At 70.4% G+C, this 22,455-nt stretch carries 20 protein-coding genes; 8 read left to right on the forward strand and 12 right to left on the reverse strand.

Annotated features, from left to right (window positions below; genetic code table 11):
* Positions 1-12: 12 nt before the first annotated feature.
* The 5 genes from FB384_RS06500 to FB384_RS06520 all read left to right on the forward strand — a co-directional run bounded on the left by FB384_RS06500 (position 13) and on the right by FB384_RS06520 (position 3,921).
* Positions 13-603: a propanediol/glycerol family dehydratase medium subunit gene (locus tag FB384_RS06500; RefSeq protein ID WP_183780193.1), complete on the forward strand. Its 591-nt coding sequence runs from the start codon at positions 13-15 to the stop codon at positions 601-603.
* A gap of 4 nt (positions 604-607) precedes the next feature.
* Positions 608-2,434, forward strand: coding sequence for a diol dehydratase reactivase subunit alpha (locus FB384_RS06505; RefSeq protein WP_183780196.1), 1,827 nt, complete (start codon positions 608-610; stop codon positions 2,432-2,434).
* Positions 2,431-2,829: a glycerol dehydratase reactivase beta/small subunit family protein gene (locus tag FB384_RS06510; protein ID WP_183780199.1), complete on the forward strand. Its 399-nt coding sequence runs from the start codon at positions 2,431-2,433 to the stop codon at positions 2,827-2,829. Before FB384_RS06505 ends, FB384_RS06510 begins: the two co-directional genes overlap by 4 nt.
* Entirely contained in the window at positions 2,814-3,218 is a 405-nt protein-coding gene (locus tag FB384_RS06515; protein WP_258937863.1) for a GlcG/HbpS family heme-binding protein, read from the forward strand. The genes FB384_RS06510 and FB384_RS06515 overlap by 16 nt, the downstream gene beginning before the upstream one ends.
* Positions 3,219-3,357: 139 nt before the next feature.
* Entirely contained in the window at positions 3,358-3,921 is a 564-nt protein-coding gene (locus FB384_RS06520) for a GrpB family protein (RefSeq protein WP_228725971.1), read from the forward strand.
* 129 nt (positions 3,922-4,050) lie between these two features.
* On the opposite strand, the gene FB384_RS06525 is transcribed toward FB384_RS06520, so the two are convergent.
* Positions 4,051-4,959, reverse strand: a complete 909-nt coding sequence (locus FB384_RS06525) for an NAD(P)-dependent oxidoreductase (RefSeq protein WP_323985144.1) — start codon at positions 4,957-4,959, stop codon at positions 4,051-4,053.
* A 153-nt stretch (positions 4,960-5,112) separates the two neighbouring features.
* Between FB384_RS06525 and FB384_RS06530 the strand changes: the two genes are divergently transcribed.
* Positions 5,113-5,535: a PPOX class F420-dependent oxidoreductase gene (locus FB384_RS06530; RefSeq protein WP_183780208.1), complete on the forward strand. Its 423-nt coding sequence runs from the start codon at positions 5,113-5,115 to the stop codon at positions 5,533-5,535.
* Between the two features lie 91 nt (positions 5,536-5,626).
* Here FB384_RS06530 and FB384_RS06535 read toward each other — a convergent pair whose 3' ends face one another.
* A complete protein-coding gene (locus FB384_RS06535; protein WP_183780211.1) occupies positions 5,627-6,076 on the reverse strand; it encodes an SRPBCC family protein in 450 nt (149 codons plus the stop codon).
* A gap of 99 nt (positions 6,077-6,175) precedes the next feature.
* On the reverse strand, positions 6,176-7,918 hold the full coding sequence (locus FB384_RS27265; protein ID WP_183780214.1) for an MSCRAMM family protein: 1,743 nt from the start codon (positions 7,916-7,918) through the stop codon (positions 6,176-6,178).
* Between the two features lie 146 nt (positions 7,919-8,064).
* On the opposite strand from FB384_RS27265, the gene FB384_RS06545 reads away from it, so the two are divergent.
* Positions 8,065-8,544 (forward strand): GNAT family N-acetyltransferase, encoded by a 480-nt coding sequence (locus FB384_RS06545; RefSeq protein WP_183780217.1) that lies wholly within the window; start codon positions 8,065-8,067, stop codon positions 8,542-8,544.
* A 25-nt stretch (positions 8,545-8,569) separates the two neighbouring features.
* Here FB384_RS06545 and FB384_RS06550 read toward each other — a convergent pair whose 3' ends face one another.
* Complete coding sequence (locus tag FB384_RS06550; protein ID WP_183780220.1) at positions 8,570-9,736, reverse strand: GDSL-type esterase/lipase family protein; 1,167 nt, start codon at positions 9,734-9,736, stop codon at positions 8,570-8,572.
* Between the two features lie 208 nt (positions 9,737-9,944).
* Here FB384_RS06550 and FB384_RS06555 point away from each other — a divergent pair, with 208 nt between their 5' ends.
* Positions 9,945-11,444: an SLC13 family permease gene (locus FB384_RS06555; protein WP_183780222.1), complete on the forward strand. Its 1,500-nt coding sequence runs from the start codon at positions 9,945-9,947 to the stop codon at positions 11,442-11,444.
* A gap of 257 nt (positions 11,445-11,701) precedes the next feature.
* On the opposite strand, the gene FB384_RS06560 is transcribed toward FB384_RS06555, so the two are convergent.
* The 8 genes from FB384_RS06560 to FB384_RS06595 all read right to left on the reverse strand — a co-directional run bounded on the left by FB384_RS06560 (position 11,702) and on the right by FB384_RS06595 (position 22,387).
* The gene (locus FB384_RS06560; RefSeq protein WP_323985145.1) at positions 11,702-12,658 is read right to left on the reverse strand and encodes a peptidoglycan-binding protein; all 957 of its coding nucleotides are present in this window, start codon (positions 12,656-12,658) and stop codon (positions 11,702-11,704) included.
* A 200-nt stretch (positions 12,659-12,858) separates the two neighbouring features.
* A complete protein-coding gene (locus FB384_RS06565) occupies positions 12,859-13,476 on the reverse strand; it encodes a class I SAM-dependent methyltransferase (protein ID WP_183780226.1) in 618 nt (205 codons plus the stop codon).
* 88 nt (positions 13,477-13,564) lie between these two features.
* A complete protein-coding gene (locus FB384_RS06570; protein ID WP_183780228.1) occupies positions 13,565-15,112 on the reverse strand; it encodes a gamma-glutamyltransferase in 1,548 nt (515 codons plus the stop codon).
* Positions 15,112-16,455: an MFS transporter gene (locus tag FB384_RS06575; protein ID WP_258937853.1), complete on the reverse strand. Its 1,344-nt coding sequence runs from the start codon at positions 16,453-16,455 to the stop codon at positions 15,112-15,114. The genes FB384_RS06570 and FB384_RS06575 overlap by 1 nt, the downstream gene beginning before the upstream one ends.
* A gap of 57 nt (positions 16,456-16,512) precedes the next feature.
* The gene (locus tag FB384_RS06580) at positions 16,513-17,634 is read right to left on the reverse strand and encodes an NAD(P)/FAD-dependent oxidoreductase (protein WP_183780230.1); all 1,122 of its coding nucleotides are present in this window, start codon (positions 17,632-17,634) and stop codon (positions 16,513-16,515) included.
* 33 nt (positions 17,635-17,667) lie between these two features.
* The gene (locus FB384_RS27270) at positions 17,668-18,696 is read right to left on the reverse strand and encodes a Gfo/Idh/MocA family protein (RefSeq protein WP_183780232.1); all 1,029 of its coding nucleotides are present in this window, start codon (positions 18,694-18,696) and stop codon (positions 17,668-17,670) included.
* Positions 18,693-20,324, reverse strand: a complete 1,632-nt coding sequence (locus FB384_RS06590) for a hydantoinase B/oxoprolinase family protein (protein ID WP_258936556.1) — start codon at positions 20,322-20,324, stop codon at positions 18,693-18,695. Before FB384_RS06590 ends, FB384_RS27270 begins: the two co-directional genes overlap by 4 nt.
* Positions 20,321-22,387, reverse strand: a complete 2,067-nt coding sequence (locus FB384_RS06595) for a hydantoinase/oxoprolinase family protein (RefSeq protein ID WP_183780234.1) — start codon at positions 22,385-22,387, stop codon at positions 20,321-20,323. Before FB384_RS06595 ends, FB384_RS06590 begins: the two co-directional genes overlap by 4 nt.
* Positions 22,388-22,455 lie beyond the last annotated feature (68 nt).

The following is a 22,455-nucleotide window of genomic DNA, read 5'->3' on the forward strand; positions in this document are numbered from 1 at the left end:
ACACCTCCTGCCATGACGAGCATGGAAGCGCGACCCGAGCGGGTGCTCGATGCGGTCGAGCGTGGTGAGGCCGCGGTGGGTACCCGTCCGGACGAGGTCGTCATCGGCCTCTCCCCCGCGTTCGGGGACTTCTTCACCAAGACGATCGTGGAGATCCCGCACGCCGAGGTGCTGCGCGAACTCCTCGCCGGGGTCGAGGAGCAGGGCGTGCACGCACGGGTGGTCCGATACCGCGGTGGCTCGGACCTCGCGGTGATCGCCCACGCTGCGGCGCGGCTGTCGGGCTCGGGCATCGGTGTCGGCGTGCTGTCACGCGGCACGACGATGATCCACCAGAAGGACCTCGTCCGACTGTCCAATCTGGAGTTGTTCCCGCAGGCGCCGCTGCTCGATCCGGAGACCTTCCGCAAGGTCGGCCGCAACGCCGCGCGGTACGCCAAGGGTGAGTCGCCGGAACCCGTGCCCGCGCGCAACGACTACATGGCCCGGCCCCGCTGGCAGGCCAAGGCGGCGTTGCTGCACATCAAAGAGACCGAGTTCGTGACGCCCGGTGCGCCGCCGGTCGAGCTGGACGTCCGGATCCGGCTGGCCGACGCCGGTTGAGGCCGTGACACTGCTGGCCGGCGTCGACATCGGAAACTCGACCACCGAGGCGTGTCTGGCCGAGCTCGGCCCCGACGGCCCGCGCTACCTGGGCGGGGCGCTCGCGCCGACGTCCGGGGTGAAGGGCACGGCCGAGAACGTGCCCGGCGTGGTCAAGGTGGTGCAGGAGGCGCTGTCGGCGGCGGGGCGCGGTCCGCACGAGCTGTCGGCGGTGCTGGTCAACGAGGCGACACCGGTGATCAGCGGGCTGGCGATGGAGACGATCACCGAGACCGTGATCACCGAGTCGACGATGATCGGGCACAACCCGGACACCCCTGCGGGTGCGGGTCTCGGCACCGGCACGACCGTCGCGTTCGCCGAGCTCGGCGCGTGCACGCCAGGCGAGCAGGTCATCTGCGTGGTCGGCGCGGGCGTTGACTTCGAGGACGCCGCCGCCGGGATCGCCGCCGCCCGCGACCGCGGTGTCGAGGTGACCGGTGCGATCGCGTGCGCCGACGACGCGAACCTGATCGTCAACCGGCTGCCCGCGCCGATCCCGGTGGTCGACGAGGTGACGCTGGTCGAGAAGGTGCCGCTGGGCATGCCCGCGGCCGTGGAGGTGGCCGAACCGGGCAGAACGGTGCGCACGCTGTCCAACTCGTACGGCATCGCGACACTGTTCGACCTCGACCCCGATCAGACCCGCCTCGTCGCACCCGTGGCCAGGGCGCTGGTGGGCAACCGGTCGGCCGTCGTGGTGCGCACGCCGTCCGGCGACATCGCCGACCGCCGGATCCCTGCGGGGACGCTGACGCTCATCGGCGAGCACGCGCGGCTGTCGGTGGGCATCGACGCCGGCGCCGAGGAGATCATGGCGACCCTGCGCCGGGTGGCCCCGTTGGCCGACGCGACCGGCGAGGCGGGAAGCCACGTCGGCGGGATGCTGGCCACGGTTCGCGACGCCATGGCGGAAACGCTGTCGGACACGGCCGGTGAGCAGGAGGTGCGCATCCAGGACGTGCTGGCGGTCGACACGTTCGTCCCGCAGCGCGTCACCGGCGCGCTGGCGGGCGAGTTCGCGCTGGAGAACGCGGTCGCGCTGGCGGCGATGGTGCGCACGAGCCGTGCTCCGATGGAGGTGCTCGCCGAGCAGCTGCGCTCGGCGCTCGGCGTGGCCGTGCTGGTCGGCGGGGTCGAGGCCGACATGGCCGTGCTGGGTGCGCTGACCACCCCTGGCACCGAGCGGCCGCTGGCGGTGCTCGACCTCGGCGGCGGCTCCACCGACGCCGCGCTCGCCACGGGCGACGGCGAGGTCCGCTCGGTCCACCTGGCGGGCGCCGGCGACCTGGTGACGAAGCTGATCGACTCCGAGCTCGGACTCGACAACCGCGAGGTCGCCGAGGACATCAAGAAGAACCCGCTCGCGAAGGCCGAGAGCTTCTTCCACGTGCGCATGGAGGACGGCACGGCGCGCTTCTTCGACGAACCGCTGCCCTCCGAGGCGTTCGCACGCGTGGTCGTGCTCGGCGAGGAGGGCATGCGGCCCGTGCCGACGCGGCACTCACTGGAGAAGGTCCGTCAGGTGCGCAGGTCGGCCAAGCACAAGGTGTTCGTCGTCAACGCTCTGCGTGCGCTGGAACGCGTCGCACCGGGCGGGAACCTGCGGGAGATCGGGTTCGTGGTGGTGCTCGGCGGTTCGGCGTTGGACTTCGAGATCCCGGACATGATCGCCGAGGCGGTGGCGGGCGCCGGGATCGTGTGCGGCACGGGCAACGTGCGCGGCCGCGAAGGGCCGCGCAACGCCGTCGCGACCGGCCTGGTCGACGACCACGCGGGACGCGCCCGATGAGCGGCGTCGTCGACCGCCGCGGCCAGCGGGACCGCCGGTCACCACCGGCCGTCGTCGCCCACTGCGCCTGCGAGCGCGGCGTGCGTGAGCTGCTGGCCGGGCTCGAGGAGGAGGGTGTGCCGGTGCGCCTCACCGACGGCGACCCAGGGTCGGCGGCCACGGCGGTCGAGCTGGCGCACGCCGCAGCCCGGGAGTCCCCGCTGGACGTGGGCGTCGGCATCGACGCCGAGGGCCGCGTGTGCGTGCACCACGCGAAACGCCCCGCCGACCGTCCCGTCGTCACCACAGATACCGCCCGCGCCCGATGGTGCGGGCACAACGCGGCCCGCCTCGTCGTCGGGCTGCCGTTGAAGGACGCCCCCGAACGGATGGAGGAACCGTGGCCGCACCACTGACACTCGCGGACGCCAAGGCCGTGCTCGAGGCCGCCCTGGCCAAGGCCGAGGAGATCGGCCAACCGATGAACGTCGCCGTCGTCGACGCCGGGGCGCACCTGGTGACGTTCGCCAGGCAGGACGGCGCGATCCTGGCGAGCATCGACATCGCGACCCGCAAGGCGCGCACGTCGGCGCTGCTGAAGATGACGACCGCGCAACTCGGCGAGGCCGCACAGCCGGGCGCACCGCTGTACGGCGTCGAGGTGACCAACGGCGGCCTGGTGATCTTCGGCGGCGGCATCCCGCTGAAGCGCGACGGCGAGGTCATCGGCGCGATCGGCGTGAGCGCGGGCAGTGTCGAGCAGGACACGGAGGTCGCCGAGGCCGGCGTCGCAGCCCTGCCCTGACGGTCCGGAGCGGCGGTGCCGGCCCACCGCTGCTCCGTCCGCGGATGCTCCCGTCCGGGGTTGCTCCACGCGGGCGGGTTCGACGGAGGTAGCCGTCTGCCCCTGGGCCCGCGGCCGGGCACCGAACTAGCGTGAGCGTATGGCGCGCGAATCACTCGACGCGGAGAGGCTGGCCGCGATGCTGGTCCACGGGCCGACGCCGACCCGCGTGGAGATCGTCGACTACGACCCGAACTGGCCGCGGCGGTTCGCTCGCAGGGCCGCCGAGGTGCGCGAGATCCTGGGTGAGCGGGCGCGACTGGTCGAGCACATCGGGTCGACATCCGTGCCCGGGCTCGCGGCCAAGCCGGTGGTCGACATCGTGGTCGGCATCGACGACCCGGACGACGAACCCGCCTATCTGCCCGACCTGGAGGCCGCGGGGTACGAGCTGCGGGTCACCGAGCCGGGACACCGCGCCCTACGGGCCGGCGACCCGGAGGAGCCGGTGAACCTGCACTGTTATGCGCCCGACGACGTCGAAACCCGCCGTTACCTGGTGCTGCGCGACCACCTGCGCAGCCACCCGGACGACCGCGACCGCTACGCCGCCGTCAAGCGGGAACTGGCCACCCGCGAGTGGGACGACATGAATTACTACGCCGAGGCGAAAGGCCCGGTCATCTGGGACATCCTCGGCCGTGCGGGCTGGGTCGAGCCGTGACCCCTAGCCGTGACCGCCGAGTCATGGCCGTCGCGTTGTAGCCGCCAAGTCGTGGCCGTCGAGTCATGATCACCGAGCCGTCGTGTTGTAGCCGTCGAGCCGTGATCACCGAGCCGCCGGGCCGCCGTGTCAGCCGTCGGCCGGGCTACTGGTGAGGTAGGTGGCGGCCATGTCCTCGTCGCCGTGGTCGGCGACGCCCTCGCCGAAGCGGTGCCGGATGGTGCGCAACATCGGCAGGTCGAGTCCGGCCTCGTCGGCGGCGGCGTCGATGAGCCGGGCGTCCTTGGCCGCCAGGGCGAGCTTCATCGACGGCTCGAAGTCGCGGGTGATCATCATCGCGCCCTTCGCCTGCAGGTAGGGCAGGTCGAGCGGGCCGCCTGCGACGGCGTCGAGGAACTGCTGCGGGTCGACGTCGAGGCCTTCGGCGAGCGCGACCGTCTCGGCGGTCGCTTCGACCAGCGACATCACCCACGCGTTGGCGACCAGTTTGAGCCTGCTGCCCGCGCCGGCCTCGCCGACCCAGATCGTCTTCTTGCCGACCGCGTCGAACACGGCGCCGGCCCGTTCGCGGACGTCCTCGGGGCCCGAGGCGAGCACGACGAGGTCGCCGCTCTCCGCGGGCGCCTTGGTCCCGAGCACGGGGGCGTCGACGAACGCCACGTCGTGCGCCGCGGCCAGCTCGGCGAGTCGCTGGGTGCCGTCGACGCCGACCGTGCTGGTCTGCAGCCACACCGCGTCGGCTGCCAGGGAGTCCAACTCGTCGCCCAGCGACTCGATGATCGCGCCGGTGTCGGCGAGCATCGTCACGACCACGTCGGCACCGGTCAGCGCGGTGGTCACGTCGTCGGTCACGACCACACCGTCGGCGGACAACGACTCCGCCTTCTCCCGCGAGCGGTTCCATGCGCGCACCGCGAAGCCCGCCTGGGCGAGGTTGCGCGCCATCGGCAGGCCCATCAGTCCACCTGCGCCGAGGAAGGCCACGGTCGCGGCGCCGGCCTCGGCGTTCGTGGCGCCGGTATTCTTCGTGTCGGCCACGGGATCGTCCTTCCACCTGCGACGACACCTCCGGGTCGGGCGCCGCCGCTGTTCGTACTGCTGCGCTCCATGGTCGGCCATCTGCGGCACGCGCGCCTGCCGAGACGATCCAGCGGTTGACCTCTACCTTGGTGAAGGTTCTACGTTCGGTCCATGACACTCACCTTGACCACGACCGAAGTGGACTACCTCCGCTCGCAGCGCATCGGGAGGCTGGCGACCGTCGACTCCCACGGCGCGCCGCAGAACAGCCCGGTGGGCTACTGGCTCGACCGGAGCGCGAACACGATCGACATCGGCGGCTACAACCTGGCCGAGACCCGCAAGTTCCGGAACGTCCGCGGCAATCCGTACGTCTGCCTGGTGGTGGACGACCTGGCGTCGGTGGATCCGTGGCGGGTGCGAGGCGTGGAGATCCGCGGCACGGCCGAAGCCATCGAGAACACGGAACCGCCGGTGGGCGTGATGAGCCCCGAGGTCATCCGTATCACTCCACTGTGGATCGGCAGCTGGGGAATCGACGAGGCGAACCCCGGCCTCCACGTCCGCAGGGCCGCCGACGAATCCGTGGCCTGAACCCGGCGGCCCGGGACAGTCCGGTACACCGCTGTCGCGTCCTGCCACGACACCCGTCGTCAGGGCCGTGATCGGGCCCCGACGCACCGCATCACGACTCGGCGAGCCGGGCGAGGCGGTCGACGGAGGCCTGCAGCTCGGCGCTGGTCGTGGCGCTCGCCCGCGCGAGCCGGTTCTCGTCGGTGAGCTGCGACCAGTCGTAGGTGTGGGTGACCAGCGTGGAAGTGGCGTCGACCGGTTCGAGTTCCCACCGCCACAGGTGCCCCGGCGGCGCGTCACCGGGTTCGGACGGCAGCCACGCGATCAGCCGCCCCTCCGCGAACTCGACCACCCGGTTCTCACGGATGCCACCGTTCGTCAGCGTCATGATGAACACCTCGCCCACCTCGCGCACCCGCTGCCCGGCGGGCGCCTCGGCGAGGTTGTCGTTGCCGTCCCAGCGAGGCTGGAGCGACGGGTCGGCGATGAGGTCGAAGATCCGCTCGGCGTCGGCGGCCACCGTCCGCTGCGCGGTGACGACGTACGGGCTCGGCGTGGTCATGTCCACGATTGTGCCGCCCGTGGCCTACCGGGGCGAGGGGCCACGTGCGGTGTCTCCTACAGGGCGGCCGTCGCCACGTCGGGTCAGCGGCCGAGGTCCTCAGGGTTGCCGCCGACGCGCGGCTGCGACGAGGAGGCCGCCGAGCGCCACGAACACCAGGCCGACTCCCGCGAGTTGCGGATGGGCGCCACCCGTCTCGGCCAACGACGACGGACCGGATTCGTCACTCGATACGTTCTGTGCTCCCTGGTCGAGGGGCGGCTCCGGCGGTGCGGCGCCTCCGCTGGGACCGTGATCGAAGCCGCCGCCCCCGTTGTCCGGCCCCGTCGTCGGGTCCGGAATCGGATCGGGCGTCGGATCCGGGGTGGGATCCGGGGTGGGATCCGGAGTCGGATCCGGGGTCGGGCCGGGCTCGGTCGGCGAGTTCTCCATGACGACCTCGACCGACAACGAGTCGGCCGAGACCTCCACCGATCCGGGGTCGGCGGCCGTATAGCCGTCCGGTGCGGCCGTCTCCTCGATGAGATAGTCGCCCCATTCCAGATCCGACCACGTGTACGTGCCGTCGGTCGTTCCCGTCGGCGCTCCGACGGCCGTGTCGGTGGCGGGGTCGAGCTCACCGTCGCCGTCGTCCAGCCAGAGCTGGAACGTCCCGCCGTCGAGCGGTTCGCCGGTGGACTCGTCCCGCTTGCTCAGGGTGATCTCACCGGGAAGTCGCTGGTCGACGACGTCGACGACCGCCGTGTCACCGGCCGTGACCGTTGCCTCCGTGGGCTCGGGAGCCGGGGCGTAGCCCGGCGGAGCCTGCACCTCGGTGACCGTGTACACGCCGGGTTCGACCGCGTCGAACTCGACGACGCCGTCCGCGGTCCCGTCCGGGTCCTGTGGCCCGCCATCGGTCACCTGCAGATCCGGCTCCTCCGCACCCGCGATGGGATTGGGCTCCACGACGAACTCCGCACCCGGTAGGAGCGGCCCGTCGGCGGTGGTGTCGTGCTTGTCGATCCGCAACGCGCCGCAACCGTCGGGCACATCGGCCTGGAGTGGGGATACGTAGTCCTTCAGGTGCGACGTCATCGCCGTCCCGGCTGCGGACCGGACGCTGATCGTGGTGAGCGGAATACCGGGGCACGCGCCGGCTGCGCCGTACAGCGCACTCAGATCGACGGCGACCTCGGCGAACGCGAATCGTTCATAGGTACTGCCGTCGAACGGGTCCTGCACCGGCGCGTCGTTGTTGCTGCTGCCGACGATCGAGCCTGCGGGTGGTGGCCCCAGATCCGTCCAGCTCGCGCCGTCCCATTGATACAGGGTGTCGACCTCGACGCCTTGCGTGCTCGAATGCTGTTCCAACACGAGAAGGTAGTCACCCGCCGTGCGTTGCGGCACCGACATGCCCTGAGCGTTGGTCGTGTTGGGTTGCTGGTTCAGTTCGATCCGGAACGTCGTCGAACCCTGCGAAGCGGAGCGTTCGAACCCGAAGAAACCCCATTGCGATCCGTCCACGAGCCGGCTGTGCAGGTAGACGTTCCCGATGTCGTCGGATGCCGGTTCGACCGCTCCCTGGGCCGGTACCCACGTCTGCGGGTCCTCCTCGTCGGTGCCGCCTCCGAAGTGGATGTCGTCCGGGCTGGCCAACGGGTCAGCGGCTGCCGGCCCACTGACGACGTTCGCCCAGTCGTCGCCGTCCGCTCCGTCGTCGCCCGCGGTGAGATTGCCGTCGATCTCGAACCCGCCGAGCGTCTCCGCCTGCGCCGTACCGGTCATCGTCAACGCCGTCAGAGCCGCTGCCAGCAGCAGCGCCGCGCTTCTACGCGGGCCCTTCGATCGGATCGTGCGCACGCTCGCCCTCCCACCAAGATCCGCCTGCACGCTCAGTGTCGAACAGGTCACGCCGCGGCGCATTTTCACGGCTCGCGTGCAGGTGACGCGTGGGGCTCCGAACATCACGAGGCAGCGCCGGCTCGTTCCCGGGTAGCGTTGCCCACGTGCAGATTCGCGAGTTCACCGATGCCGACTGGGACACCGTGTGGCCGATCGTCCAGGAGGTCATCAAGGCAGAGGACACCTACGCCGTCGAGCCCGATCTGACATCGGAGCAGGCGTACGAGTTCTGGGTGGCGGGCCAGCACACCGTCGTGGCGGTCGACGACACCGGCATCCTCGGCACCGCGCACATGAGCCCGGTCCGCCCGGCACGCGGAAGCCACATCGTGAACGCGAGTTTCATGGTGTCGAGCGCCGCGCGCGGCAAGGGTGTCGGCGAGGCGCTCGTGCGTTACGCGCTGGACCGCGCCCGCGCGGACGGTTACGCGGGGATGCAGTTCAACGCGGTCGTCGAGACCAACACGTCGGCGGTGAAGCTGTACGAGCGGCTGGGGTTCCGCATCATCGGCACGGTGCCCGGCGGGTTCGATCACCCGGTGCAGGGCCGAGTGGGCCTGCACATCATGTACATCGACCTGTGACCGGCGGCGGGTAGCCGCGTCCCGGTCACGCCGTGGCGAGGTGCTTCGCGAACCGCTGTCCGATGCGGTGGTGTGCCTCGCCGTCGGGGTGGAGCGCGTCGGAAAGCGGCAGTTCGTCGTGGTCGTCCGGCCCGTACAGGTCGAGACCGTCCACATAGAACAGATTCGGGTCGTGAGCCGCCCGTTGCTCGACGATCCGTCGCAGCGCGTCGCGGACGACCGTCAACGTCAGCCGCCCCGCCTTGACGTCACTGGGATCGCCGGTGGCCGCGAACCGGATCCAGCCCTCGCGCAACGCCTCCACGTCGAACGTGCCGGGACCCGGCGTGTCCTCGTGGATCGGACAGTACAGCGGCGAGACGACCACCAGCGGCGTCGCCGGGTGACCGTCGCGGACGGTGTCGAGGAAACCGTGGACGGCCGGGGTGAACGCGCGTGTGCGCATGGCGTCGGCGTTGACGAGATTGATGCCGATCTCGAGGCTGATCAGGTCGGCAGGCGTGTCGCGGACGACGCGGGCGGCGAACGGGTCGAGCATCATGGCGCCGCTGTAGCCGAGGTTGATCAGGTCGACTCCGCCGGACGCGGCGGCCAGCGCCGCCCAGGTGGCGGACGCGCTCGCGGCGTTCGATCCCTGGCTGATCGAGCTGCCGTGGTGCAACCACACGCGGCGGCCTGCGCGGGGCACCGGTTCGACGGGCGCGTCGGTGCGCAGGTCGACGAGCTCGGCCTGTTCGTTGTGCGGCAGCCACAGCTCGACGTCCTTCACGCCCGCGGGCAGGCCGGTGAACGCGAGGGTGCCGACGTTGCCTCGTTCGACGTGCGACTGGCCGGTCGTCATGTCGACCTGGATGACGTCGCCGCCGGGCGCGGTGGCCTGCTCGGTGAGCTCCCCGTCGACGAGCAGGTCGTAGACCCCGTCGGGCCGGGGCGGGACCCCGCGGATGACCTTGCGAGTGCGGAGGACGTCGAGCTCGATCGAGGTCGCGGAGGTGCGCAACGCGAGGCGCACCCCGGCGGGCTGAACCTCAGCCTGGGCCAACTGAGCACCCTCACCCTGGCCGTCGAAACACTGCCCGCGCGCCCACGCGGGCAGCCGGTGCGGCAGCACGCCGCGTTCGGTGCGTTCGAGTTCGAGAGCCCCGAGGACGAGCTCGTCGGCGAGCGGGACACTGACCGGGCCGGACGTCATGTCCACACCTTGTCACGCACGGACTCCGCCGCGCATGCGGATATCGCCGCCTCGCCCGGGGCGGAGCCTGCGCCAGGCGGTTCTGGCATTGATCGTCGAAATGTCTCAATGAGCACAGAATTAGTATTTGTGTCGATATTTGACCACGCTTAGCGTTTCCCGGACGACAGGGTCGGCGAGGACCCTGCCCGCGACCGAGGAACCGCCCATGACCGTTGGCCAGGAACGCACCGACGACCGTTCGGTGCACACGCTCTCGACCACCAAGAAGGTGGCGCTGGCCGCAGGCCCGATACTGGGTATCGCCTGCTATCTGCTGTTGCCCGCCGATCTGGCGGCGCCGGCTCGCGCCGCCGCCGGAGTCGGCGTGCTGATGGCCACGTGGTGGATGACCGAGGCGGTGCCGATCCCCGTCACCGCTCTCCTGCCGCTGGTGCTGTTTCCCACCCTGGGTGTCCTGGAAACGGACGCAGCGGCCGCTCCGTACGCCAACCCCGTGATCTTCCTGGTGCTGGGCGGCGTCCTGCTCGGCCTCGCCACCCAGCGCTGGAACCTGCACCGGCGGATAGCACTGCGCACCGTTCTGCTGATGGGAACCAGACCGTCACGGCTGGTGTTCGGGCTGATGGTGGCGAGCGCATTCATCTCGATGTGGGTCAGCAACACCGCGACGGCCGTGATCATGGTGCCGATCGGACTGTCCATTTTGCAGCTGGTGTCGAGCCTCGACGAGCGCGCCGCAACCGGGAAACTCGGTTCGGCGATGCTGCTCGGCGTCGCCTACGCCGTCACCATCGGTTCGATGGCGACTCCGATCGGCCAGCCTCCGATGGCGCTTATGAAGGCTTACCTCGCCGCGACCCACGGTTTCGACCTCGGCTTCGGACAGTGGATGCTGGTCGGGGTGCCGTTCGGCGCCGTGTTGCTCGGTGTGGCGTGGCTGGTGCTCACCAAGCTGGTCTTCCGCTCGGAACTGGACGAGATCCCGGGCGGGCGTGGGCTGATCCGGTCCGAATTGGACAAGCTGGGTCCGCTGAGCGGCCCGGAACGCAGTGTGTTGCTCGTGTTCGCCGCGGCGGCCTGCTGCTGGGTCGTGGTGCCCACCTTGGCCGAACTTCCCCTGCTGGCGTCGTGGACCTGGCTGGGCAGCATCTCCGACACCGTCGTCGCCATGGCGGCGGCGATCGCACTCTTCCTGATCCCCGCCGGGCGGCGGCACAACGGACCGTTGCTGGAGTGGAGCGCGACGAGCGAGGTCCCGTGGGGCGTACTGCTGCTCTTCGGCGGCGGTCTCAGCCTTTCGGCGGCGTTCTCCGAAACCGGATTCAGCGAATGGCTCGGCCAGCAGGTGGCCGGCGTGCCGGTGCCCCCGGTGGTGCTCCTGCTGATCGCCGTCGTCACGGTCATCCTGTTGACCGAGCTGACCAGCAACACCGCCACCGCCGCCGCCTTCTTCCCGATCATGGGATCGGTCGCCGTCGGCGTCGGCATGGACCCGCTGCTGATGACCATCGCGGTGGCGATGGCCGTGTCCTGCGCGTTCATGTTGCCGGTCGCCACGCCGTCCAACGCGGTCGCGTTCGCCACGGGAGAGCTGCCGATCAAGCACATGATCCGGGCCGGCGTCTTGATCAACCTCGCAGGCATGGCCCTGATCATGCTCACGATGGTCACGCTCGTGCCGCTCGTCTTCGGAGTGAGCCTCTGACGACGTCCGCACCGGCCCACCCTGTGCAGTACGAACTGACCCCGGGCAATACCCACGGCGCAGCGAGCTCGTCACCCTGAGGCATTCCGGGTGGCTGCTGCCGACGGCAACAGCGGGTCCGCACCCTTTCCCGCCCAGGCTCCGCCGCGCATGCGGACCTCGCCGTCACGCCCGGGCGGAGTTCCACACCGAGGCACGGAACTCCGCCTGGGCGTCGCCGCGGCCGTCCGCCACTGCGAAGGGCACGTACCGGCGGTTCAGCCGACGAGGGCCTGCCAGGTCACCGGCCCGCACACGCCGTCGACGTAGAGGCGGTTGACGCTCTGGAACGAACGGGTCGCCGATACCGTCACCGAGCCGTAGTCACCGTCGATGCGCAGGCCCGCGCTGCGGATGTTGAGCGCCGTCTGGGCTGCCTTCACGTGGTTGCCGTCCGAACCGGAACGCGCGGTCGCCACGAGCTTCGCCCACGTCTTCGGGCCGACCTGCCCGTCGACGTACAGCCCCTTCGACGACTGGAACGACTTCACCGCGGAGACCGACACCGGGCCGTAGTCGCCGTCGATCACCAGGGAGGTGCCGCGGTGGCGAATCAGGTACTGGATCACCTTGACGACGTCGCCGGACGCGCCGGGATCGATGGCCGGCCAGCCGCCGCCGAGGTCCACGCCACGTGCGCGCATGAACGACACCGGGTCGACGACGCCGTTCAGGCCGCCGCGGTGGGTTTCGAAGTGCAGGTGAGGACCGGTCACGTTGCCGGTCGTGCCCATGTCGCCGATCCATTCGCCGGCCGACACCGAGGAGCCCTGACTGACGCGGAACCGGCTCAGGTGGCCGTAGTAGGTGTAGGTGCTGTTGCCGTGGAAGAGAATGATCCCGTTGCCGGTGCGGCCGGAGAGCACACCCCAGCCGACGCGGTAGGCACTGCCGCCCGCGGCGGCGTACACGGCCGTACCCGTCGAGTTGGTGACGTCCTGACCGGCGTGGGGCACGCCGCCGCGGTCGGCCCCGAAATGCCCGCCTGTCGGGAAGTAACCCTGTGCGGGGTTGCGCCAGGCGCCGTTCTTGAGCGATGCCGCCGACGCCGTACCGGTCGCGCTCATCAACCCGAAGGCCAGTGCCCCGGCTCCCACCGCCGCGCCGGACAGCATCGCCCGCCGCGATACGCCCCGCCGCTCGTCGGATTCGCCGTCCGGTCTGTCGTCCGGCACTCCACACTGCTCACACATGTCGCTGCCCTTCCGTAGCCGGTAACCCTCGTCACGCTACAAATCGGACAAGTCGGGCGACACCTACGAAGGATCCGAGACCATCCGGGGGCCGGTGAACGATGGCGGACCGCCGGTCGAACGACACGCGGCCACGGCTGGCCGGCGCGGGCCTGCGGTTCGCGGCCGACGGCGGCGAACGGTCACGTGGTGGTCGAGCGGGGGCTCAGGACGGCGACGAGGAACTCTGACTCCGGGGAGAACGGCCTCAGATCCCATGTGGACAGCGCAAGCTCGGTGTCGAATCCCGCTTCGGCGGAGTCGGTGAAGAAGTCGTCGGCCGTGTATCCGCGGTCGGTTCCGAAGCCCACGGCGACCCTGCCCTCGGAGGCGACATGCTCGCGGAACCGCTGCAGGACGGTGGCACGGGTGCTGGGTGCGAGGAACGGCATCACGTTCCCCGCGCACACGATCACGTCGAACGGCGTCGTGATTCCCCTGGCGGGCAGGTCGAGTTCCGCCAGGTCGCCGACCAGCCACTGCGGCCCGGGATGGTCCTGCTCGGCTGCGGCGATCAGGGTCGGGTCGACGTCCACACCGACGACGTCGTGACCCGCCGCTGCGAGCGCAGCGCCGACGCGTCCTGGGCCGCATCCGGCGTCGAGGATGCGCGCGCCGCGCGGGGCCATGGTGTCCACGAGCCGCGCCTCACCCGCGAGGTCCTCGCCTGCGCGCGCGAGGCCGCGCATCCGCTCGACGTACCAGTCGGAGTGGCCCGGGTTCTCGGCCACCTTCTGCATCCAGAGGCTCGTTTCCACCACGAGGCCATTGTCCAGGTGCCGGCCCCGGGAGCCCCTCGCCCCTGCCGAGCCGCCCTGATCCGCGGGCGCCGACCCCCCGTCGACGGGCTCAGTACGCCTCGGCGGCCCCGTTCCTCCTCGGGTCGGCGCACGACCGCAACAGGCCGGACCCCGCATCGAGCGTGACGCCCTCGAAGTTGCCCGTGAGCGAATGCCACGGCCCGAGGTCCGACAGCCATCCCCCGCTGGCGGCCCATCGGCGGCGGAACTCGGTGTCGACGTCGGCGGGGAATCCGTGTTCGAGCGTGACGCCGGGCAGCCATCCGTGCTCGGGCTCGTGCGGGCGGGCACCGAATCGCGGCATCGCGACGACCTCCTCGATGGGCAGGCCGAAATCGACCAGGTGCACGAGGTTCTGCAGTAGGCACGCCACGAGCGAGACGGACGGCGAACCGGACGCGAGCACCGGCCGCCCGGCGGAGAGCAGCAGGTTCGGCGCGAGGTAGACCCGGGCTCGCCGGCCGGGCTCGGGCATTCCACGCTGGAAGAACGACCCGCCGCCGGACAGCTGCGTTCCCTCGGCGAACAGGCCGTTCACCCACGGTGAGGCCATGTGCGAATGCGTGATCGACGCGATGTTGCGCCGCTCGTCCACCACGGTCACGTGGATGGTTCCCGGTGAGGGCATCCGGCCGTGCCGCGGCCCTCCCGCCGGGGCTGGTTCCTCCCCGGTCCGCGCCGGCGCGTAGTAGACGTCGTTGTGCACGCGGGCGAGCAGTTCCAGCGTGTCGGCCGATTCCGTCGCGGGCCCCATCGACGGCACGTCACAGGTCTCCAGCCGGTGCATCGCATCGACCAGCTGAGCGCCACCGTCGTCGGGCGGGGCCGACGCCACCACCTCCACACCGCGATAGCTGCCACGCACCGGTTCGTACCAGCCCGGTTCGTAGGCGTGGAAGTCGTCCGGGGTGATGACGCCCCCGCCACGGACGCATTCGGAGGAGAAGGCGCGGGCGAAGTCGCCGAGGTAGTAGTCGAGGTCCTCGTCGCGCAGCCGCTGCAGCGTGCGGCCGAGGCGTTCCTGCCGCAGCGTGTCCCCTGGTGCCACGAGACTGCCGCCCGGCAGGTAAGCCTCCCGCGCCTGCGGATGCGCGCCCAGCTCGGCTCGATGCGCGTACAGCTCGCCGAACAGGTACGGATGAACGGGGAAGCCGTCGTGCGCCAGCTGGACGGCGGGTGCCAGCAGCCGGTTCCGGGTCCCCGTGCCGAACCGGGCATGAGCGGCGCGGAACGCGGGCCACCAGCCGGGCACGGGGACGCCGCGGCCGGTGCTCAGGTCGGCACCGCCGAAACCGGCCAGCCGGGTCAGCGGCGCCGCGACGTTGCCGTTGAGATACGACGACGTGGCCGATGCCGCGTCGTGATACAGCACCGACAACCCGCCCGTCACCGCGGTCATATGCGGTTCGACGACCAGTTGGGCCGCGGCGGCCGCCAACGCCGCATCGCATGCGTTGCCGCCCTCCTTCAGCACGTCCGTTCCCGCGCGGACGGCGAGCGGATGCGAGGTGACGACGATGCCGCGGCGGCCCTCGACGGGTTCCTTCCTGCCGAACCGGGCGCGCAGGCCCAGTTCGGCCACGGTGGCGCGATCCATCACGCGCTCCGCACCTCGGTACGTCGTTGTTCGTCGACGGCCGCCGGCATGGCGAACAGCGACACGAGCACCGACACGACACAGATCGCCGTCATGTACCAGCCGAAGGCGGTGTTCGTTCCGGTGAGGTCGAACAGCCACACCGCGACCAGCCCGGCCGTCGACCCGAGCATCGTCGTGCCGATGTTGTAGTTCAGCGCCGAGGCACTCGAACGCACTTCCGGCGGGAAGCTCATCACGTACGCGGTCGTCAACGGCGCGCCGACGAAGTTGTTGATGAACGTGAACGCCACGACGGCGACGATCGCGAGCCCGAGGGAACCCGAACCGATCGCGACGAACGTCGGCACGGTCAGCACCACGAACAGGCCGTATCCGACCACGAGCGGCAGCTTCGCGCCGTAGCGGTCGGCGACCTTGCCGCCCCAGATGGCCGGGATCGGCCCGATCGCGTAGGTGAGCAGTGACGCGAGCAGGGCGTTCGACGCGGCGAAGCCGGCACTGACCATCGCGGTGACGAAGTAGGCCTGGATGACGAACGAGCCGACCCGCTGGCCCGCACCGAGGCCGATCGCCTTCAGCATCTCCCGCCAGTGGTACCGCACCGCGGTGCGGAACGGTGTCTGCTTGACCTTGCTCCGCTTGGCGGCTTCGGCGACCTCCTTGAACTCGGGCGTTTCCTCGACGTGCCTGCGGATGTAGATGCCGATCAGGGCCATCGGGATCGACAGCAGGAACGGGATCCGCCAGCCCCACGAGTTGAACGCCTCTTCCGGCATCGCGGAGATCGCGAGGTAACAGGCCAATGTGGACAGCAAGGGTCCGACGGAGGTGGATGCGACGCTCAGCCCGGCGAGGAAGTTGCGTCGATCCCCGCGGTCGTGTTCGAAGATGAAGTTGGCCGCCGTCGTGTACTCCACGCTCGCACCGATGGCCTGCAACACCCGGCACAGCAGAATGAGGATCGGCGCGAAGATGCCGATCGCCGCGTAGGTCGGCATGAGGCCGATGCCCGCGGTGCCGATGCTCATCACTGCGAGGGTGAGGATCAGGACGAACCGGCGTCCCTTCAGGTCGCCGACCGGCCCGAGCACCATGCCCGCGAGCGGGCGCAGCGCGTAGGCGAGCACGACACCCGCATATGTCGACAGCAGTCCCACCGCTGCGTCGCTCTCCGGGAAGAACTGTCTGGAGATGATGACGGCCAGTGTTCCGTACAGGCTGAAGTCGTAGTACTCGACGACGTTGCCGAGCATGGCCGACACCAGCACCTTCTTCCGGGCGCGTTCACCCCCTTTCGGCTGCGGTGCGGGGGCGGTCCGCTGCGGATCGTCGACGGTCACGGTGGTCTCCTCCGGGCTCGGGCCCGCACTCGTGAATGCAGGTGCGGGCGGCGGTGTTCAGCGCTGAAACCGCTCCGGGCGGAACGGGGCGAGCATCGGGTGATCGGAGCCGGTGCCGAGCTCGTGGGCGATCAGTTCGCCCGCGATGAGGCCGAGTGTGGCTCCGGAATGAGTGAAGGCGACGTAGCAGCCCGGCGTCTCGGAGAGTCGTCCGAACACGGGCTCCCCGTCGCCGGGGATCGGTTTGGGACCGAGCTTCCACGAGGCCGCGGTCAACCCGGTGTCGCCCGCGAGCACGTTGGCCGCCTCGGCGACGAGCTCCTTCACGACCGCCTCGTCGACCGTGTACTCGCCCGCCGCGGAGATCGCGATGCGGTCGGTGTACCAGTCGTGGTCGAGCGCGAACGTCCCGCCGGGGTTCGGGCGCACGGCCACCCGCGGCGTGTTGAGCACCGCCGGCAACGGCACGGGAGCCGGTTCGGTCACCACGAGCATCGCCGGCGGCGAGGCGCCGGGCACGGTCGCACCCAGCTCCGCGGCGACCTCCGGGGTCTGCGCGCCGCACGCCACGACGACCGTGTCGCCGTCGACGTCCCTGCCGTCCGCGGTGCGGACGCCGGCGGTCCTGCCACCCGCCGTCCGCACGCTCGACCGGCCTGCGCCGGTGACGAGCTCACCGCCCGCGTCGACGAACTCGGTGGCGAGACTCTCGATCAGGTGCGGGAGCGATACCCAGCCCTCACCGGGGTTGTGCACGGCGGGCCCGCTGACGGCTTGCGGATCCACGCCGGGCACCGTGCGCGCGGCCTCGTCGGGAGTGAGCAGGTGCGATTCGTAGCCGTGGCGCAGTTCGGCCTGATGCCGCCCGCGGGCCTCGTCCGGTGACGGCTTCCAGCAGAGACCGCCGTCGAACCGCAACCAGTCACGGGTGGGATCGGCGGCGAAGAGCGTGCGGTACCGATCGATCCCGGCGACGCGCAGCGCGTGGTACGGCGCCGACCGGCTCCCCGCAGAGTTCAGCCATGACAGCGATCGGCCCGAAGCACCGCTCGCGAGCTCGTCCTCGGTCACCAGCACCGTCGGGACGCCGCGGCGGCGCAGGTGCGTGGCCGTCGAGACACCGATGATGCCGCCACCGAGCACGACGACCCGTTCGGCGGGTGCGTTGCCTGTGGGCATGGAGATATCCACCTTCTTCTCTCTGCGATCGCTTCAGCGCCGGGTCGGGTGGCTGTGGGCGCGTTCGACGAGTTCGAGGACCTCGACCGCCTCATGCGGGTCGACCGGCACCTCGCCCGTGCCGGCAATGGCCTCGGCGAGCCGACGGTAGAACTCGCCGTAGTCCCCCCGCCGCGGCTCGACCCGCCGCGACTCGTCCCGCGTACCGACCGTGGCCCACTGCCCCTCGCCGCGAACCCCCAACCCGGCATCACCCGGCCTGGCACCCCCACGCAGCGCATCCTCCTGCGGATCCAACCCCCAGATCGTGAACCCGGCCCGCGACCCCGCCACGTGAAACCGCGGCCCCGGCAACGCCGCAACCCCCGACATGATCAACCGCGACCGCGTGCCACCCGCGTGCCGCAACACCACCACCGAATCGTCATCAGCGGCATCCGGCCCACGCGTGGTCACATCAGCCCACAGATCCTCGACCGGCCCGAACAACCGCACCGCCTGATCGATCAAATGCGTACCCAGGTCGAACAGAATCCCGCCGCCCTCGCCGACACCCGCGCTCGCCTTCCACCCACGGCCGCCCTCGGGCTTCCACCACTCGAACCTCGACTCGAAGCTGTAGACCTCGCCCAGCTCACCGGAGGCGACCAGCTCCCGCAACGTCAGGAAATCCCCGTCCCACCGCCGGTTCTGATACACCGTCAGGATCCGCCCGGCGCGGCGCGCACGGTCGATCAACGCCCGGCCCTGCTCACTCGTCGTCGCGAACGGCTTGTCGACGACGACGTGCAAGCCCGCGTCCAACGCCTGCCCAGCGATGTCCGCATGCGACACAGGCGGCGTCCCGACCACCACCAAATCCACATCCGAAGCCCGCTCCAGCAACGCAGCCACATCCGGCAACACCGCCACCCCCGGATACGACTCCCGCGCCTCCCGCGCCCGCTCCCCATTCCCGGTCACAACGAAATCCAACGAAAACGCATCGTCATACTGCAGAAAAGGCGCATGAAAGATGCGGCCTGCGGTGCCGAAACCGATGACGGCCGTACGTACTGTCACTGCTCCACCCCGTAACTCTCCTGCGCGGTCCGGGCCGAGACGCGGCCCTCCGCGACATCGCGTTCCACTGCCGCGCGACCCCGTTCCCCCGGTGGTCCGTACCCGCCCGCACCCGCGGTGCGCACGGAGACCACGTCGCCGGTTTGCAGGCGGGTGTATCCGGCGATGACCGGCCGGGCTCCCTCGGAAAGCTCCACCTCCGCGCTCGCCCCGGGGCCGCCGCCCGCGAGTCCCCACGGTTGTGACGTCTGCCGGGACGTGTCGAGCCAGAAGTGCACGTCGTCGGCCTCGACACGCACCGTGCGCCGGATCCCCATTCCGCCGCGGGTCCGGCCGACCCCACCGGAGTCGTCGATGAGCGCGTACTCCGACACCAGCAACGGGTATTCGGTCTCCAACGCCTCGACGGGCAGGTTGCTGGTGTTCGTCATGTGGACCTGAACCCCGTCGAGGCCGTCCTTGCCGAGCCGGGCGCCGCAGCCGCCGCCGATCGTCTCGAGGTAGACGAAGTAGCGCCCGGTGCGCGTGTCGACGCCCGAGAAGTGCACGCCGGTGTTGGCTCCGTTGCTCGCTGCCGTGACAGCTTCGGGCACGGCGTCGGCCAGCGCGCCGTGGATGAGGTCGACGACCCGCTGGCACGTCTCGCTCCTACCGTTGACGGCCGCGGGCTCCACGCAGTTCAGCACCGACCCACGCGGTGCATCGATGCGCACGGGCCGGTGCAGGCCCGCGTTCGGCACGATGTCCGGATCGACGAGCGTCTTCAGGGCGTAGTACACGGCGGCGTACAGGCCGGTCCACACGACGTTCACGCTCGCCCGCACCTGATCCGGTGCGGTGAAGGCGAAATCCACCTCGTCGCCGCGCACGGTGACGTGAACACCGAGGTCGAGTTCCTCATCCAGTTCGGGACAGTCGAACACGTCGGCGAACGTGTACTCCCCGTCGGGAACCCGGGAGATCGCCGTTCTGGTGCGCCGCTCGGTGTAGTCGAGCAGCGCTTCCGACGCCCGCACGAGCGTGTCCGGTCCGTAGCGTGTGGACAGTTCGGAGAACCGGGTCACCGCCAGCCGGTTGGCCGCGATCTGAGCGCGCAGATCGGCCTTCCGTTCGTGTGGGACCTGGCAGTTGAGCAGGATCAGGTCGAACAGGTCCTGCTGCATCGTGCCCTCGCGCATCAGCCGCACCGGCGGGATGCGCAGCCCTTCCTGGAAGATGTGCGCGTGGCCGCGGTCGCCGAAGTCGGCGTGGTGGGCCAGATTCGCGACCCACCCGATGATCTCGCCGGCGACGAACACGGGTGAGACCAGCACGATGTCCGGCAGATGCGAGCCGCCGCCGTGGAACGGGTCGTTGCCGATGAACGTGTCGCCCTCGGCGATCGTGTCGGCCGGGTACCGTCGCGTGATCTCGTCGACGATGCCCATCAGGGAACCGAGATGCAGCGGCGATCCGCCCTCGTCCTGGGCGAGCATCCGGCCGCGGGCGTCGAACACCGACGCCGTGCAGTCGCGGCGCTCCTTGATGTTCGTGGAGTAGGCGGCACGCACCAGCGTCTCGCTCATCTCCTCCACGACGGACGAGAGCGCCGACCCGATCACCTCGATCAGCACGGGATCCTTGATCACTGTCCCACCTCCACGACGATGTTGCGCAGCGCATCGACTTCAGCCACGTCGCCGGGCAACAGCAGCGTCGTGGTGTCCATCTGTTCGATCACGGCGGGGCCGTCGAACCGGTTTCCCGCCTCGAGCCGCGACCGGTCGTACACCGGGCAGGCGACGAAACCGCCGGCCTCCGGCACGTAGACCTCGCGGGTGGTGCGGATCGCCGCCGACGCGTCGGTCCCGGCCCGCTCCGCACGCTGCAGCTCCGCCCTGGCGACCTCGCCGATCGCACGCAGCCGCACCGTGACGATCTGCAGCTGTTCGTCCGGCGCCGCGTAGCCGTAGAGCCGTTCGTGCTCGGCGGCGAACCGCTTGGCCAGCTGGTCGATGGTCGCCGCCGTGACGTCGCCGTCGGGAATGCGGACGGGCAGTTCGTAGTTCTGCCCCGCGTACCGCAGTTCGGCCCAGCGTTCGAGGTTCCTCCGCCCCTCGGGGACGTTCTCCTCGGCGAGCCACGCCGACGCCTGCTCCCCGAGCCCGTCCAGCACCTCGGCCAGCCGTTCCGCCGCGTCCATCTCGCGACCTTCCTCGACCCGCATGATGTTCGTGCGCAGGAAGTCGGCGCGGATATCGGTCATCAGCAAGCCGGCCGCGCACTGCGCACCCGGCGTCTCCGGGATCACGATCGCGGGCATGTCGAGTTCGCGGGCGAGCCTGCTCGCGTGGAGCGGGCCTGCGCCGCCGAACGGGACGAGGGCGTAGTCGCGCGGGTCGTAGCCGCGCTGGACGGAGATGACGCGGATCGCCCTCGCCATGTTCGCCGTGATCACCCGTACGATCCCGGCCGCCGCGTCGAGCACGTCGAGCCCGAGCGGCTCGGCCACGGACTCGACGGCCCGCCGGGCGGCGTCGGCGTCGATGTCCAACCCGCCGTCGAGCAGGTGCTCCGGATTCAGCACGCGCAGAACCACGTTCGCGTCTGTGACGGTCGGCTCGGTGCCGCTTCCGTAGCAGGCGGGCCCGGGATCGGCTCCCGCGCTGGCAGGGCCGACCTTCAGCGCGCCGCCCGCATCGATCCACGCGATCGACCCGCCACCGGCACCGACCGTGTGGATGTCCAACATGGGTGCCCGCACCGGCCTGCCGTCGATCTCGGTGCCGTTGGTGACCTTCGGGACCCCGTCCTGCACCAGCGACACGTCGGAGGACGTACCGCCGACGTCGAAGGTGATGATGTCCGGATACCCCGCTGCTCCCGCGAGCTCGGCCGCACCCACGACCCCGGTGCTCGGGCCGGACAGGACCATGCGCGACGGCGTGCGCTCCGCGGTCTCGAACGGGATGATGCCGCCGTTGGACTGCGTGACGTGCGGCGTCGCCGTGAGGCCGAGCTCGCGCAGTTTCCCGCGAAGGCGGGCCAGATATCGGGACACGACCGGTCCGATATAGGCGTTTATCACCACAGTGGACAGTCGCTCGTACTCGCGGAACTCGGGCAGCACCGCCGATGAGATGGACACGTACACCCCTGGCAGCTCCTCGGCCAGGACCCGCTCGACCTCTCGTTCGTGCTCGGGATGCACGAAGCTGTAGAGGAAGCAGACGGCGACGGCCTCGACTCCCTGCCCGCCGAGTTCCCGCGCGAGCTGCCGGACCTGCTCCGGATCGAGGTCACGTTCGATGCGCCCGTCGTGGCGGACGCGCTCGGAGACCTCGAGCCGCCGGTCCCTGCCGACGAGTGCGCCGGGTTTGTCGGCCTGCGGGTCGTACATCGCGGGCCTGCGGCCGCGCCCGAGTTCGAGCAGGTCGCGGAACCCCTCCGTGGTCAGCAACCCGGTGCGCGCGCCACCCTCGGTGAGCAGGGCGTTGGTGCCGACCGTCGTACCGTGCGCGAAGTAGCCGACCTCGGCCAGCTGCCGGCCACCCAGCTCGTCGAGCAGGCCGGACACCCCGTCGACGATCGCGCGGCCGGGGTCGTCAGGGGTACTGGGAACCTTGCGTACGGAGATGCGACCGGTGCGTTCGTCCAACGCGCACACGTCGGTGAACGTGCCTCCGGTATCGACGCCGATGCGAAGTGTCATCTACTGAGCCTGTCGTGTCGGGATTGAGTGAGAACCTTCTCAGTGGGTGTTGGGTGAGAACCTTCTCA

Source organism: Prauserella sediminis (assembly GCF_014195435.1).
In the GTDB taxonomy this organism is placed as follows: Bacteria; Actinomycetota; Actinomycetes; order Mycobacteriales; family Pseudonocardiaceae; genus Prauserella; species Prauserella salsuginis.

What these genes read in the sequence shown, in the direction of transcription:
- FB384_RS06500 (WP_183780193.1), top strand. Translation starts at nt 13, where the DNA reads ATGACGAGCATGGAAGCGCGACCCGAGCGGGTGCTCGATGCGGTCGAG.
- FB384_RS06510 (WP_183780199.1), top strand. Translation starts at nt 2,431, where the DNA reads ATGAGCGGCGTCGTCGACCGCCGCGGCCAGCGGGACCGCCGGTCACCA.
- FB384_RS06520 (WP_228725971.1), top strand. Translation starts at nt 3,358, where the DNA reads ATGGCGCGCGAATCACTCGACGCGGAGAGGCTGGCCGCGATGCTGGTC.
- FB384_RS06530 (WP_183780208.1), top strand. Translation starts at nt 5,113, where the DNA reads ATGACACTCACCTTGACCACGACCGAAGTGGACTACCTCCGCTCGCAG.
- FB384_RS06535 (WP_183780211.1), bottom strand. Translation starts at nt 6,076, where the DNA reads ATGACCACGCCGAGCCCGTACGTCGTCACCGCGCAGCGGACGGTGGCC.
- FB384_RS06550 (WP_183780220.1), bottom strand. Translation starts at nt 9,736, where the DNA reads ATGACGTCCGGCCCGGTCAGTGTCCCGCTCGCCGACGAGCTCGTCCTC.
- FB384_RS06555 (WP_183780222.1), top strand. Translation starts at nt 9,945, where the DNA reads ATGACCGTTGGCCAGGAACGCACCGACGACCGTTCGGTGCACACGCTC.
- FB384_RS06570 (WP_183780228.1), bottom strand. Translation starts at nt 15,112, where the DNA reads ATGGATCGCGCCACCGTGGCCGAACTGGGCCTGCGCGCCCGGTTCGGC.
- FB384_RS06580 (WP_183780230.1), bottom strand. Translation starts at nt 17,634, where the DNA reads ATGCCCACAGGCAACGCACCCGCCGAACGGGTCGTCGTGCTCGGTGGC.
- FB384_RS06595 (WP_183780234.1), bottom strand. Translation starts at nt 22,387, where the DNA reads ATGACACTTCGCATCGGCGTCGATACCGGAGGCACGTTCACCGACGTG.